Raw genomic sequence first — 14,644 nt, forward strand, 5'->3', positions numbered from 1 at the left:
GTCAAAAACAAGGGTTACAATTTAATAGCGAGAGAAAGAGGAATAACAGATGAAGATGAAGCATGCGTTTGGTCCCATAATTTTAGCGTGTGTGCTTTTTTTCATTATCATACTAATCCCATCGAAAAGTTTAGTATCACTTATTAGTGATAAGAAGGTAGAAGATGCGGCAACTTCCTTACAAAAAGAAAAATTACAAAGTGTTTTCTTACAACAAAAAATGTTAGAGAATTCGCAGTATTTACCGATGTACGGTTCATCTGAATTTTTACGAATGGATGCATATCATCCATCTAATTACTTCAAAGTGAATCCCGCAGGTTTTACGCCATATTTAATCGGGATTGGCGGTACACAAAGTTTAGCTCATATATTAAATATGACATCTACAATGGATGAATTAGAAGGTAAAAAGGTAGTCTTTGTTCTATCACCACAGTGGTTTACCAAAACTGGTGTATCACAAGGGGATTTTACTAATAATTTCTCCAAACAACAAGCATATCATTTTATTTTTAATGATGAAATAAATGTTGAAATGAAGAAGAAAATTGCGAAACGACTATTAGATTATAAAGTTGTTCAAGAAGATGATATATTAAAAAATTCATTACAGGGTATTGTATATAACGATACAAAACATAACATAAAAGCAGGTTTAGTCAAACCACTTGCTTATATGCATCGAAATATCTTAGATCATAGAGATTTATTTAACTCTATATTTAAGATTGAGCCGATGAAAGAAAAAACAAATATGGGATTACGTTCAATTTCTTGGGTAGATGCACGTAAACATGCGGAGGAAGAAGGGAAAGCGGAATCTACTACAAACGCATTCGGAATTGAAAATCCGTATTATTATAAGAATAATCTGAAGAAAAAACTAAAAGGTCTAAAAAACTTTAGAGCAAATGAATCGTATGAAGAATCACCAGAATATGATGACTTACAAATTGTTTTAGATATTTTTAAAGAGAAAAATGTTAAGCCACTCTTTATTTCTGTACCTGTAAATGGACCGTGGTATGATTACGCTGGTTTCCCTAAAGAACGCCGTGAAGTGTATTATAAAAAAGTTCGGGAACAAGTTGAGAAAGCAGGATACCCAGTAGTTGATTTTTCTGGCCATGAATATGATAAGTATTTCTTAAAAGATACAATTCATTTAGGTTGGAAAGGCTGGATTTACTTTGATGAAGCAGTGCAAAACTTTTATACTGAGAAATAAGTGTGGAGAAAAAGGAACGGCTATAAGCTGTTCCTTTTTTTAGTATAGAGGATTTTGATTTGGACAATTCGGAAAGACATGTATATCTTGAATTTGTCTAAAATCATAATGTTTCATTGCGAACTGTGCTTGATAAAGGTATTCATACACATATAATTGACCATCATGTGCTGAACATAATACACCAGAGGTTCCTTGCCCATTGATGAAGGAAATACCGATAGGGCGTCCGATTAAGAATTGTATTTTTTGTTGCCAATGCATAGGGGAACCACTCCTTTTTGAAATAATATACGAAATGAATGAGTGAATTGTTGCTTATCCATGTAATTATGGAGGCTTTTTATACAATTTCTAGAAGACATAAATATGAATGAATTATAAGTGGGAGAAAGGAAGGAATAATGGAGAAAGAAAATATTTTGGAAGAAAAGTTAAATTTAATAGAATGGTGTCAAACGTTGAAGGGATTAGCTGATGATATATGGTTTCAATCTTTTAAAAAAGATTCGTGGGCGATTGCGGATGTGATTTCACATTTTATCGTTTGGGATGTGTTATTAATAAAGCATAGAATTCCATACTTTAAATGTGGACAATGTGTACCAAATGTTCCAATAGATGTTGAGGAAATGAATAAGGGAGCAATTAAATATGCGAGATCTGGTATTTCAAAAGAAGAACTATTAAATCAATTTAGTGTTATTCGTAAACAATTAGTGGATGAAATAGAGCGAATTCCCACCCAATATTTTTATAATGACTACCAATTTGGCACTAAAAAAGTGAGATTAAATAATTACTTTTCATCACTCATTCAGCATAATTTAAATCATAAAGAAGAAATAATGCAATTTCTAATACATAATCAAACCTATAATAAAAACCGCTAACATTCGTAATGAATGAATAGCGGTTTTTTATTTATATTTTTACGCAAGATTTTTACGCTTTTTTGTCCATTTTTTTATAACGAAGTATAAAAGAATAAGTAAGACGCCACCAATTGCGAATGATTTCACATACGGTCCAGCAATATCATTAATATTCTCCCAATTTTCACCTAGTTTTTCACCTAAGTAAATGAAAATGATAGACCAAGGGATGATTGCGAGTGCTGTTAACGTAGTGAAACGTAGGAATGACATTTTTGTAATACCAGCAGGAATTGAAATTGCATGACGTACTACTGGAATAAAGCGTGCTGTAAAAATTACGCCAGTTCCGTAACGATTAAACCAATCCTCAGCAGCGTCTATTTGTTTTTTGTGAATAAAAATATATTTTCCGTAACGTTCTAAAATAGGGCGTCCACCGTATCGTCCAATCCAATAAATAAAGATTTGAGCAATAACACCGCCAATTGTACCAAATACAACTGCGCCTAAAAATGAGATACTACCATTAAATACTAAGTATCCCGCATAAGCAAGGACAATCTCACTTGGAATAATCTCAATCATAAGTCCAAGCATAATGCCCCAATAACCTAATCCTTCAAAAAATGTTAATACTGAATGAATAAAACTACTAACCATTGATGCACCTTCTAATTTATGAATTTTTGAATAGATGCGCCTTTATTTAATAACATAAAAGGTTCACTATATGTAGATTATACCTTATTTATATAGGGGATTGCTATTTCAATTCTTTTATGTCTCGCATAAGTATTATAGTAAAGCATATAAGCCCAGTTTTCATGAAGAAATAATGAAAAGATTATTAAAAATTTCTCATATTTCAATGATAATAGACTGAAAATTAAGTATAATAGTGAAGGTCTTTAATTTACAAAAATAGGAGGGGAACGTATGTATATTACAGATCCGATTTATGGATCAATATTTATTCAGGATAGATATATCCTTCAATTGATTGATACAAAAATATTTCAAAGATTGGCCTATATTAAACAACAAGGACATACTTATTTTTTACATGAGAATGCAATACATACGAGGGAAGAACATTCGATAGGTGTATATGTACTAGTAAATAAAGTGATAGAACATCTTACTGAGATTGGTGACATACATTTATCGGAATATGAACGAAAGCTAGTATCTACTGTAGCCCTTCTACACGATGTTGGACATGGTCCATATTCACATTGTTTTCAGCAAATATCGGGTGAAGATCATGGTGATTGGACGGTACGAATCATTCAAGAGGACGAAGAAATACGCACGATTTTAAATCAGACCCCTGGATTATTAGATGATGTAACGAAAGCTTTAACAGAAGATGGAGTTTTTCCAATTATAGATGAACTATTATTTAATTCATTAGGAATGGATCAATTAGATTTTTGGAATAGAGATTTAAATTATTCTACGCTTGAATTAGAGGGCTTACGAATTGAAGAACTGATTGCTAGTATGCGTTTTATTAACGGTAAACTTGTAATTGAAGAATCGGGAATCCCTTTGATCGAACAACTAATGAAAATGAAAGAGGGACTTTATAATAATGGCTTTGGTCATCCGTTTGTAATAGGAAAAGATTTATTGTTGCAATCCATTTTTCAAAAGATAACTGAGAAAAATCTTAAGTTCTATACTACTGAATTACAAAATTTCTTTCATAAAGAAGAGGATTTATTAGTAGAGGATTTTCTCCCATTACAAGATGAAATGATTTTACATGAAATTCAGTGCTTTGCAAAATCAGAGGACAAACAATTAGTGGCGTTAATTCAGCTTTATTTTTCAGGTGCTAAAAGTTTATCATTTGAAAAAGGACTGGAGGGTGATTTTAAAAAGGAAAATACCAATTTAGCGGTAATAACTGAGAAAAAGGCATACAGTTCATATGTAGGTGGTATTTACGTTTTTAGTGAGGGGCAGTTAGATGATATTTTAGAAAAATCCCCTTTTATTCGAGAGATAGTAAGGTTACCTAAAAAAGAATATGCATATTCCATTTGAGTTGATTTAGAAACTTCAAAATACTTTGTGGGGAATAAACAATATAAATATTCTCTTATCACTTAGACAGGTACTTCACTTTCAAATAACGAATTATAATGTTAATGAAATTTTTATAGAAAATTAGCGTGATGAGGGTGAAAATATGAAAGAAGCATTATTAGAAAAGGCCTCATATCTACATAAAGCAGAATTAGAACAATTACATTTAGCTATATTTGTTTCCGAGAAAGCTCATGAAGGACAATTTCGTGTTTCGGGTGAGCCGTATATTACTCATCCATTTGCAGTTACAGAAATTTTGCTAGAGTGTAAGGCTGATATTATAACTTTAGTTGCAGCATTACTACATGATGTGGTAGAGGATACAGATTATACAATTGAGTATATACATGATATATTCGGTAAAAAAGTGACTGATATTGTAGAAGGATTAACTAAAATTGATAAAAAACAAATCCCGAATAAAGAAGAGTATGAAGCAATAAATTTAAAGAAATTATTGTTAGCTACACATGGAGATATAAGAGTGGCTATTATAAAAGTGATAGATCGTCTACATAACATGAGAACTTTACAGGTGAAAGCTGTAAAGAAACAAGTTCCTTATGCAAATGAAACACTCAAAATTTTCGCTCCGATTTGTAAAAGGCTGGGGCTATTTCATATTCAACACGAGTTAGAAGATTTAGGTTTTTATTATCTTAATCATTCTAAATATAAAGGAATGAAAATGCTTTTACAAAATTATGTTAAGTTATTAGAGGATTTGTCTCAAAACATTATGCTAGATATAAAAAAAATTCTGAATCGAACTTTAATATTTGAAGTGGGCTATGAAGTCAGCCCTATTTATACAGCTTATTCTCGTCTCCAAGATATTCAAGACATTACAGCAGTGTCAAAAATAATCATCACGGTCTCAAGTAATTTAGACTGTTATAAAATATTAGGGATTATACATCAACTGTACAAACCAATTCCTCATCAATTTGAAGATAATATAGCAATTGAAAATGATGTATTAAATAAATACTTAAAGACCAAAGTGGTGATCAATAACCATGAAATAGTGATATGTATTGAAACAAAAACAAATCAGGAGATACGATATAAAGGGGTATTTCATATTCTTACAAAAAGTATAACTGATAAGGAGATGCAAAATATAATTTATAAATTGATGGATCATTTTATTAAGACAAATGATCTAGTAACTCAAGATGCAATTGAATTTTATGATTTAGTATCATATGAACTATTCCAAGATAACATTGTTACATTTACTCCTAAGTTAGATTCCGTGAACTTACCGCAAGGTGCTACTATAATTGATTTTGCTTTCGCATTAAACCCTGAGATTGCTAAGTATATGTCAGGTGCTAAAATTAATGGTATAAATAAACCGATAACAACGAATGTTTCACATCTAGATATTGTTGAACTTGTGGTAACTGAAAACATAAGTAATGTAAGACAGGATTGGTTAAATTTTGCTAATAGCTCAAAAGCTCAAATTGAAATTTATAAAGAGTTACAATGTTGAAGGAATGAGATTTATCGAGAAAACCTGTTCGAAATTTAATAGAATGAAATGATCATTTTTGAGTTAATGACAGGCTATTATTATTTTTCATAATTAATACCTAGAAAAACAAGCATCCACTTGCTCTAAATATATAAAAGGTAGATGCTTGTTTTCGTTATAAAAAAATAGAAGCATTTCTGCTCCTATTTTTTAAGGTTTCACATCTAAATTTTGTAAAAATAACGTTGCTGTTACGTAACGTTTCGCTAACATTTGTACATAAGCGGTATGTACAGAAAGTGTCGCAATAATAATGGCGTTCCGAATTGCTTCGCGTTGCTCGTTATTAATTTGATCGAACTTGCTTGCGATTTTATCAGCTCTTTCTTTCACGATATTTTCAATTGTATGGATTGTATCTGTTGCATTTAATTGTAAGCAATTCCCTTGATTGAGTTCTTCAAATAGGGAAGAGTATGCTCCATATAAATGAACAGGATTGATTAAGTCATCACTTCGATCGGCTGGGTCATTTACGATAAGGCGTAATAGCTTACGAATGGATTCAAAATCAAGTGCTGTTTTTAAATCTTCAACAATGAATAGTAAGGCAGCTTGTTCAATTGAATATTTTTTTCCTTTTTGAGGAGAGCCAATCATTTCTTTTATATCTCGTTTCACCCAGTTTTGCATGGCCGTTACTGAGAAACTTGTATTTTCAATCTGATTTCCAAGCGCAACTATTTCATTTAATGAAAAACCAACGTCTGTATCTTCAATCTTAATTAGTTTTTCAAAAATAGGTGAAAGTGCGGTAGTAATAAAAGCAGTTACGCTTTGTCCGCTTTCAATATCTTTTTTATGTGACTTTGCCCAAGCTTCTTGTAAAATACCGAGAGGCTTTTTCGTATTCCATCCTCTTAATGATAGAAGAAGGGTAGCCATTTCGTTTCGTGTGAGATGAAATGTTTCCATCTTTTCACCTCCAAAAATAATAAAAAGTTCTTATGAACTTATAATATGTTTTGTTTCATTTAAAGTCAATTCTGTTTTGCTTAATTTTTCCTTTGTCACTAAACTGTCGGAAGTAAATAATACTTGCATATTTCGACAAAAGTTCATATAATAAGTTCATAAGAACCTTTAAATGTTCTTAAAAATAAATCTATCATTCTGAATTTACTAGAAAGGTAGATTTCACATATATCTATATAAAAGGAGAATGGATATAATATGTTGAAAAAACTTGTAGCAATAATGACAGCATTCATGGTGATCTTTGGGGCTAGTAGCTTTATGTTCGTAGATCATGCGGCAGCGAAAAGTTACAAATCTGGTAAAAAATCATACACACCAAGTTCTGGTCAAAAGTCAAAAGTTGATTTGAACAAAAAAGATACTAACGTAAATTCACAAAAAACGACAACAGATTCAAAAACAAAAGCAACAAACACAGCACCAAAAAGTAATAAAGGAAGCTTTATGAAAGGTTTATTACTAGGTGGTCTTGGTGGTTTACTAATGGGTAGCTTATTTGCAAATATGGGAGCTCTTGGTTCTGTATTAGCGTTTATGGTAAATATGTTAGTAATGGCTGGTATCGTAATGTTAGCGGTTCGTGCATTTAAATACTTCAAAGATCAACGTAAGAAAAAGGCAGATGAAGTAGCATGGAAACAATAAAAATTTCTGAACAAGAATTAATAAATGCACTTTGCGTATATATCGCTGAAAAAAGACAAGTTGGTCCAGAAGAAGTTTTAGTTGAGCTAATGTATGATGATGAATATGGTTTCTCTGCAGAAGTAGAGGTAAATGGCCGTCAACAAATATTAATTCAAGCAAACTTAATTGAAGCACTACGCTTGTTACTTGACAGAGAATATAATGTCAATTCATTCGCAGCAAGATTACAACTTGAATTAGATGATGAAGAAGGCATTTACGCATTAGCGAAATTTAATAACTCAGATGAGTAGGAAAAAGAGCTGTTGAGAGTAATCTCAACAGCTCTTTTTAGTATGTGCATATGAAAGGGAATAATCACGCCAAATTTCATTCATTTTACGCCTACCGACATCAATCCTCGGGTTAAATTGAATGGCAGCTTGTTGACGTACGGTATGTACATGTTGGATTGCTTGTTGTAAGTGTTGTTCAACCGAATGGGATTTATTATTTACTTGTTTTACGATTGAATACCCAGCAACAGTTCCTTGTGCCATTGCGATTTTCCCGCTTTCAATGCCAGTTATATTGCCGGCTACAAATAAACCAGAAAGAGGGGTTTCCATTGTTTCGGAATGGATAGGAATGTGACCGCCTAATTCTGGAATGTAACGGAAAGGACAGCCAGCTACAGCGGCTAGCTCAGCAAGAGGGTATAAGCCACCGGCAATACAAACGAAGTCTGCCTCATATATTTGCTCCGATCCAGTTATGATGTGTCCTTTCGTATCGATATTAGCAACACGTACACCTTCAACTTGCTCTGTTCCGATAATTTCAAGAGCTGCTTTTCGAAGGTGAAGAGGTGTGCCGTTTATTTTCATACCGTTATTTGGATAGAAGTTTAATCCAGCTTGTTTCGCCCAATTATATTTCATTAATCGACTACCTATACGTAATAAAGGTGACGGGGCAAGGTGGGCAGCGTGTAAGAGAGAGTTTAAAACTTCTTCGGGTTCTCCAGCTTTTTGACTTAATTCACTTTTTTCAGGAAGTACGATATGTTCCACTTTAATGCCCGCTAATTGTAATTCATTTAAGATAGCGAATGACAAAATGTTAGCACCAATAATTACTCCTTTTCTCCCAACTTGAACGCGATGAACATTTGTCATAACTTGAGCTGCTCCAATTGACATCACCCCAGGAAGTGTCCAACCAGGAAGGGGAATGGAGTACTCAGCAGCGCCAGTAGCAAGTAAAACGAACGGTGCTTCTAACGTACCGATATTCGTATGTACGAACCAAGAACTTTCATCTTTATCTAAATTATAGACAGAAATGCCGCATCGAATAGTAACTGAAAGTGATTTTGCTTCTTCGTGAAGTCGTTTTGATTCTTCTATTCCATTCCACCATTCTCCAGTAGGTTCTTGATGTAATTGTCCGAGCAACCTTCCGCCAGGCTTCACAAATTCATCAATAACAAGTACATTTAGTCCAAAACGAGCACAAGAGATGGAGGCTGATAAACCTGCTGGTCCAGCTCCGATAATAATGACATCGTTCATCGCTTTTTCACCATCTCTCTCACGATATTTGGATGCTGTTTACCACTATCAACAACCATATTTTTTTCTACAACAGTTAAGCATGCTCGTACGTTCGTTTGATTGTTTACTGTGACGCGGCATTCAGAACAATGTCCGATATTACAGTAAATACCTCGCGGCGTTCCGCTATCTTCATGCACTCTTAATGTTCTTATTCCGTTTGCAAGTAAAGCGGCCGCAATGGTTTCATGTTCATATGCTTCATATTGTTGTCCGTTAAATTGGAAAGTGATGCGCTTACTACTATTTAAACTCCCTAAAATGGGGTGATGTGTAATTCTACTCATTGATTTTCACCTACCGCTCCAAAGGTAACTGCGCGCACTGGTGGTTGATATTTTAATGGAATTTCATTAGTATTTACGTCGGGATTTGCACTTTCAATCATTCGATCTATCATCATTCTACATGTGCGGCCACCGCAAAATCCCATGCCAGCACGTGTTCTAAGTTTTAATTCTCTTGCCGAGCATTTATATTCAGCAATTGTCGATTGAAGTTGACCGTATGTAACTTCTTCACATCGACAAACAATTAAGTGATCTTTATTCGTCATATGAATTCCTCCTCTAGTTCGGTTTGCACAAATTATTATGCAAAAACTATGCCAAAATAGAGGAGAAAGGTTTATCTCGCTATTTTCCGGGTAGTAAGACCCGCACTGATTAAAGTTTCACTTTATTATAACCCAAGTTTTTTTAAACGATTATATAAAGTGGCCCTCGTAACGCCAAGCTGTTTCGCGCATTCTAACTTATTCCCATTCAAAATGCGTAAAGCCCTCTCAATGACTTTTTTCTCATGTTCATCCATCTCTTCTTGCAAAGATAGGATTGTATTATTATTGCTGAGTAATAGGGAATGTGCCGTATGGTTGTCTAACGTTTCATTTGTATGAAATGGTAAATATTCTTGTTTTATAATACCGTCAGTCGCAAATACGACAAGTCTCTCAACAACGTTACGGAGCTCGCGAATATTACCTGGCCAATTGTAATGAAGTAGTTCATGCATAATGCTTGAAGGTAAGTCACGAATTGGTCTGTTATAGTTGATTGAAAAATCATTTAAGAAAGAGTATGTTAATTCGATAATATCTTCTCGTCTTTCGCGAAGCGGTGGAATATGCAAACTAACTACATTTAAACGATAGTATAAATCTTCTCGGAACGTGCCTTTTCTCATTTCTTCTTGTAAATCACGATTTGTAGCAGCGATAATGCGGAAATCAATATGAATCTCTTTTTCTCCACCAACACGGTAATACTTTCGTTCTTGTAGTACACGCAAAAGTTTTACCTGCATATCAAGCGGCATTTCTCCTATTTCATCAAGGAATAATGTACCGCCTTGCGCGAGCTCTATTTTACCTTTTTTTCCTTTACTATTTGCACCAGAAAAAGCCCCACGCTCATACCCGAATAATTCGCTTTCAAATAACGCCTCGGGAATTGCACCGCAGTTAATTGAAATGAAAGGTGCCTTAGTAGCTTCACTTGCTTCATGAATCGCTTTTGCAAATACTTCTTTTCCAACACCACTTTCGCCGAGTATTAAAACAGTTGATTTCACCGAACAAACCTTTCTAGCTAATTGTATTGTTCTTTGAATAACAGGGCTCTTTCCATTCATCGCAAGGAAAGGATCTGATTCATCTTTGTACTTTGCGACCTCTTGTTCTAAACGGTGCATTTCATGTGACATATTGAATAGTTTTTCGTTTAAAGCAACTTGATTTGTAACATCTGTTTCTGAAACGACCGCTCCAATAATTTCATCGTTATAATAAACTGGGTTTGAGTTAATTAATACGAATAAATCTGGACGAGGCTGATGGAACTGAGCGATTATGCTTTTACCGTCATGTAATGATTGCAAAATTTCCAAATCTTTATAGTCAAAAAAGCGAGTGATAGGTTGCCCAATAATTTCATTATGGTTGACTGAAAAGATCTTTTCGGCGCCATCTGTCCAAGTACAAACGCGTTCTTTATTATCGATGACTGTAACGGAAGAATCAGTTGTTTGTATTACTGCGTTATAAAAAGATTGTAGTTCATAGTAAGACTTAACAAGAAACGGAATGATTTGCTGAGCTGTTATACAGCATATAGGCACTTTATTTTCATTCATTATGATGACGACTATTTCATTGGAAAACATGTCAATTAAAGTGGTGAATGAGTCATCTTCATATATAACTGCGCAGTTATATTCTTCTGTAGTAGAAGGGCGGTAATAAAATTTTTCTCCAACTTGCTCAATAGGTTGCATGCTGTATGTATGATCAATGGATAAAGTTTTTAGAAATTCTTTTATTGTGGGAAATGAGAATGCCATATTGTCCTCCTGTTATGTATAAAAATTTTGACAGTGATAAAAAAATAATACACCTATTTACGATAAATTTAAAATATTTTTACAAATAAAAATATTTTTTATAAAAAGTGTATATATGTAGAGTTGGCACGTCAATTGCATAAAAGAAAGTGAGGGAGTAAAAAGAAAGGAGGGGTGCTAAGTGAGGCACTGTGACGTTTTAATAATAGGCGGTGGTATTATTGGCTGTTCTATCGCTTATTACACATCAAAATACGGTAGAGACGTAACAATCATTGAAAAAGGAGAATTTGTCAGTGGGACGTCTTCACGGTGTGACGGGAATATTTTGGCTATTGATAAAGACCCAGGGTTTGATAGTCAAATGTCGTTAGTAAGTCAAAAATTGGTAACTGATTTAAGTGAAGAGTTAGAGCATTCATTTGAATATAGAGCACCAGGAAGTATTCTCGTATGTGAGTCGGACGAAGAAATGGAAGCAGCGCAGCAATGGGTGAATCGTCAAAAAGAAGTTGGTTTACCGTTTCGAATGCTTGATAGACAAGATATAAGAGAAGAATCGCCATTTTTTGCAGATGATTTATTAGGCGGGTTAGAATGCGCGACGGATTCGACTGTAAATCCGTATCTTCTTGCTTTTTCACTTCTTGAAGAATCGAAGAAATTTGGTACGAAAGCTTTTAATCATACGGAAGTAAAAGAAATGAAAAGAGAGCTAGACGGTTCCTTTATTGTAGAAACGACAAATGGGACGTTTACTGCGAAGCAAGTGGTAAACGCAGCCGGTGTGTGGGCTCCAAAAATCGGACAAATGTTGGATGTAAATATCCCGATTGAACCGAGGAAAGGGCATATTATTGTAGCCTCAAGACAACAATACGTTGGCTGTCGTAAAGTAATGGAATTTGGTTATTTAATTTCTAAATTTGGCGGGAAACGAAAAGTGGATGCTTTAACTGAAAAATATGGGGTAGCTCTTGTCTTTGAGCCGACAGAAAGCCAAAATTTTTTAATTGGTAGTAGTAGAGAATTTGTAGGGTTCCATACGAGAATTAATAACGACGTTATTAAATGTATTGCAAACAGAGCAATTCGTTTTTATCCGAAAATGGCGGATATGATGGTGATTCGTTCATATGCTGGATTACGCCCGTGGACAGAAGATCATTTACCAATTATTTCACGAGTGGAACATATCCCGAACTACTTTATAGCAGCGGGGCATGAAGGGGATGGCATTAGTCTTGCAGCTGTTACTGGGAAAGTGATTGAAGAATTATTAAATGAAAAAGAAACAATCATTCCTATTGAACCACTTCGTTTGAGTCGTTTTACAGAAAGGGTGTTAAACGGATGAGGTCACAAAGAGTCTTTACGACGATTGATACACATACGGGCGGGAATCCAACGAGAACATTGATTAGCGGACTGCCTAAGTTAATTGGAGAGACGATGGCAGAGAAGATGTTACATATGAAAAAGGAGTATGACTGGATTCGCAAATTGTTAATGAATGAGCCACGTGGTCATGATGTAATGTCAGGAGCACTATTAACAGATCCGTGTCATCCTGAAGCTGATATAGGTGTTATATACATAGAGACAGGTGGATATTTACCGATGTGTGGCCACGATACAATCGGTGTATGTACAGCTTTAGTTGAATCAGGTTTAATTCCAGTAGTTGAACCGGTTACTTCTTTAAAACTAGATACGCCAGCTGGCTTAGTTGAAGTAGATATTTCTGTTCAAGATGGGAAAGCGAAAGAAGTCTCATTTTGTAACATACCAGCTTTTTTACTGAAAAATATTTCTGTACACGTCGAAGAAATTGGAACTGTAGAGGCAGATATTGCGTATGGAGGGAATTTTTACGCCATTATCGATGCGAAGTCAGTAGGTCTAGAATTAATATCAGAAAACGCATCTACAATCATTGATAAAGCGATTCATATTAGAAATACAATTAATGAGAAATTTGAAATCATTCATCCAGAGTATTCGTTTATTAGAGGATTAACCCATGTGGAGTTTTATACAGATCCTACTCATGAAAGTGCGCATGTGAAAAATACAGTTGTTGTTCCGCCTGGAGGAATTGATCGATCTCCATGTGGTACAGGAACATCAGCGAAGTTAGCTGTATTATATGCTCATAAAAAAATTGACATCGATGAAGAATTTGTTCATGAGAGTATTGTAGGTTCTTTATTTAAAGGGTGTGTTATGAATACAACATATGTAGAAAATATTGAAGCTGTAGTAACGAAAATTACGGGATCAGCTTGGCTTATGGGTATGCACAGGTTTTTTTACAATGAAAAGGATCCACATAAAGAAGGCTTTTTGCTAATTCCGCCGATGGAACATGAAACGGAGGATGTAAAATGAACATTCAAAAAATGTATACAGCAGTAGACGTACACGTAAATGGCGAGGCATTTCGTGTGATTAAAGACGTACCATGCAAATACTACTATAGTTTGGAGCAATTAAACGAACAATTTTCAGGTGAATTGGCAGAAGAAATGAAGCTTTTATTAAATGAACCGCGTGGTTTTATCGGTTTAAATGGATGTATTGTCGTTCCTTCTATTCATACGGAAGTCGATGCAGCTGTATTATTTTTTAATCATGAAGGATCCATTCCGCTTCATTATGGAGGTATTGTCGCAGTCATAACGATGTTATTAGAAAGCGGGTATTTAAAAAAGAGAGAGACGAATCAATACAAAATCGAAACGTTATCTGGCATATTTTCAGTCGATGCGTATGTAGAGAATGATGAAGTTGTATCTGTTTCGTTTGAAAGCAAACTATGTTATATGATTGAGAAAAATTTAAAGGTTGGTAATATAAGTTACTCCCTCATACAGGCAGATAAAGTATATGCAGTTGTAGAAAAGGATACACATTCGCCAGCAATCTGTATTGAAAACATCTCTAAATTAAAAAAATGGGGTGAAGCGACACTTCAAGCTATACAAAAACAGTCATTAATAAAAAGACTTATTTTAGTAGATTCTATGCAAAAAGAAAAGAACCATATAAAGTCGATTACATTTCATGAAGATAACTTTATAGTACGTTCGCCGGGTTTTGTCTCTACTATAGTATCTTACGTACATGCATTATTTAAAAATGATTATATAACGGATAAACCTTTTAAAAATGAAAGTATATTTAATAGTTTTATAACAGTAGAAAAAGTGCAGAAGGAAGAGCTTGGATACATTTTTCGATTTGAAAGTAGAGGGTTTATTACAGGTATGCAAACGTTTATATTAGATCCTACTGATCCGTTTCCAACAGGCTTCTTATTAAAATAAAATGG

Annotated in this window: 16 protein-coding genes; 9 read left to right on the plus strand and 7 right to left on the minus strand. The window is 34.2% G+C overall.

All coding sequences use genetic code 11. The features are described 5' to 3' along the window. The first annotated feature begins 49 nt into the window (after positions 1 to 49). The gene (dltD, locus tag ACUN28_RS15490) at positions 50 to 1,231 is read left to right on the plus strand and encodes a D-alanyl-lipoteichoic acid biosynthesis protein DltD (protein WP_000782316.1); all 1,182 of its coding nucleotides are present in this window, start codon (positions 50 to 52) and stop codon (positions 1,229 to 1,231) included. A gap of 39 nt (positions 1,232 to 1,270) precedes the next feature. On the opposite strand, the gene ACUN28_RS15495 is transcribed toward dltD, so the two are convergent. Next, positions 1,271 to 1,495, minus strand: coding sequence for a hypothetical protein (locus ACUN28_RS15495; RefSeq protein WP_016087509.1), 225 nt, complete (start codon positions 1,493 to 1,495; stop codon positions 1,271 to 1,273). Positions 1,496 to 1,635: 140 nt separating this feature from the next. On the opposite strand from ACUN28_RS15495, the gene ACUN28_RS15500 reads away from it, so the two are divergent. Beyond that, positions 1,636 to 2,124: a hypothetical protein gene (locus ACUN28_RS15500; protein WP_016087510.1), complete on the plus strand. Its 489-nt coding sequence runs from the start codon at positions 1,636 to 1,638 to the stop codon at positions 2,122 to 2,124. A 39-nt stretch (positions 2,125 to 2,163) separates the two neighbouring features. Here the strand turns inward: ACUN28_RS15500 and ACUN28_RS15505 are convergent, their stop codons facing one another. Further along, entirely contained in the window at positions 2,164 to 2,769 is a 606-nt protein-coding gene (locus ACUN28_RS15505; protein ID WP_016087511.1) for a DedA family protein, read from the minus strand. Between the two features lie 276 nt (positions 2,770 to 3,045). Between ACUN28_RS15505 and ACUN28_RS15510 the strand changes: the two genes are divergently transcribed. Both ACUN28_RS15510 and ACUN28_RS15515 read left to right on the plus strand, forming a co-directional pair. Then, the gene (locus ACUN28_RS15510) at positions 3,046 to 4,161 is read left to right on the plus strand and encodes an HD domain-containing protein (protein WP_016087512.1); all 1,116 of its coding nucleotides are present in this window, start codon (positions 3,046 to 3,048) and stop codon (positions 4,159 to 4,161) included. A 145-nt stretch (positions 4,162 to 4,306) separates the two neighbouring features. Next, the gene (locus tag ACUN28_RS15515; RefSeq protein ID WP_016087513.1) at positions 4,307 to 5,707 is read left to right on the plus strand and encodes an HD domain-containing protein; all 1,401 of its coding nucleotides are present in this window, start codon (positions 4,307 to 4,309) and stop codon (positions 5,705 to 5,707) included. A 192-nt stretch (positions 5,708 to 5,899) separates the two neighbouring features. On the opposite strand, the gene ACUN28_RS15520 is transcribed toward ACUN28_RS15515, so the two are convergent. Further along, entirely contained in the window at positions 5,900 to 6,664 is a 765-nt protein-coding gene (locus tag ACUN28_RS15520) for a DUF1836 domain-containing protein (protein WP_016087514.1), read from the minus strand. 258 nt (positions 6,665 to 6,922) lie between these two features. Between ACUN28_RS15520 and ACUN28_RS15525 the strand changes: the two genes are divergently transcribed. Further along, a complete protein-coding gene (locus tag ACUN28_RS15525) occupies positions 6,923 to 7,372 on the plus strand; it encodes a hypothetical protein (protein WP_016087515.1) in 450 nt (149 codons plus the stop codon). Beyond that, a complete protein-coding gene (locus ACUN28_RS15530) occupies positions 7,360 to 7,668 on the plus strand; it encodes a YxcD family protein (RefSeq protein WP_000447764.1) in 309 nt (102 codons plus the stop codon). Before ACUN28_RS15525 ends, ACUN28_RS15530 begins: the two co-directional genes overlap by 13 nt. A gap of 24 nt (positions 7,669 to 7,692) precedes the next feature. Here the strand turns inward: ACUN28_RS15530 and ACUN28_RS15535 are convergent, their stop codons facing one another. The 4 genes from ACUN28_RS15535 to ACUN28_RS15550 all read right to left on the minus strand — a co-directional run bounded on the left by ACUN28_RS15535 (position 7,693) and on the right by ACUN28_RS15550 (position 11,310). Further along, complete coding sequence (locus ACUN28_RS15535) at positions 7,693 to 8,928, minus strand: NAD(P)/FAD-dependent oxidoreductase (RefSeq protein ID WP_016087516.1); 1,236 nt, start codon at positions 8,926 to 8,928, stop codon at positions 7,693 to 7,695. Next, positions 8,925 to 9,257 (minus strand): (2Fe-2S)-binding protein, encoded by a 333-nt coding sequence (locus tag ACUN28_RS15540; RefSeq protein ID WP_016087517.1) that lies wholly within the window; start codon positions 9,255 to 9,257, stop codon positions 8,925 to 8,927. The genes ACUN28_RS15535 and ACUN28_RS15540 overlap by 4 nt, the downstream gene beginning before the upstream one ends. Further along, positions 9,254 to 9,526 carry a (2Fe-2S)-binding protein gene (locus ACUN28_RS15545; protein WP_016087518.1) on the minus strand — a complete coding sequence of 91 codons (273 nt, stop codon included), beginning with the start codon at positions 9,524 to 9,526 and terminating at the stop codon, positions 9,254 to 9,256. Before ACUN28_RS15545 ends, ACUN28_RS15540 begins: the two co-directional genes overlap by 4 nt. A gap of 125 nt (positions 9,527 to 9,651) precedes the next feature. Beyond that, complete coding sequence (locus ACUN28_RS15550; protein WP_016087519.1) at positions 9,652 to 11,310, minus strand: sigma-54 interaction domain-containing protein; 1,659 nt, start codon at positions 11,308 to 11,310, stop codon at positions 9,652 to 9,654. A gap of 181 nt (positions 11,311 to 11,491) precedes the next feature. Here ACUN28_RS15550 and ACUN28_RS15555 point away from each other — a divergent pair, with 181 nt between their 5' ends. The 3 genes from ACUN28_RS15555 to ACUN28_RS15565 are packed head-to-tail and all read left to right on the plus strand — an operon-like array spanning position 11,492 to position 14,639. Continuing rightward, positions 11,492 to 12,667 carry an NAD(P)/FAD-dependent oxidoreductase gene (locus tag ACUN28_RS15555; RefSeq protein ID WP_016087520.1) on the plus strand — a complete coding sequence of 392 codons (1,176 nt, stop codon included), beginning with the start codon at positions 11,492 to 11,494 and terminating at the stop codon, positions 12,665 to 12,667. Further along, positions 12,664 to 13,701, plus strand: coding sequence for a proline racemase family protein (locus ACUN28_RS15560; protein WP_016087521.1), 1,038 nt, complete (start codon positions 12,664 to 12,666; stop codon positions 13,699 to 13,701). Before ACUN28_RS15555 ends, ACUN28_RS15560 begins: the two co-directional genes overlap by 4 nt. Beyond that, complete coding sequence (locus ACUN28_RS15565; RefSeq protein WP_016087522.1) at positions 13,698 to 14,639, plus strand: proline racemase family protein; 942 nt, start codon at positions 13,698 to 13,700, stop codon at positions 14,637 to 14,639. Before ACUN28_RS15560 ends, ACUN28_RS15565 begins: the two co-directional genes overlap by 4 nt. Positions 14,640 to 14,644: the final 5 nt, after the last annotated feature.

The organism is Bacillus sp. WC2507 (genome assembly GCF_052656125.1).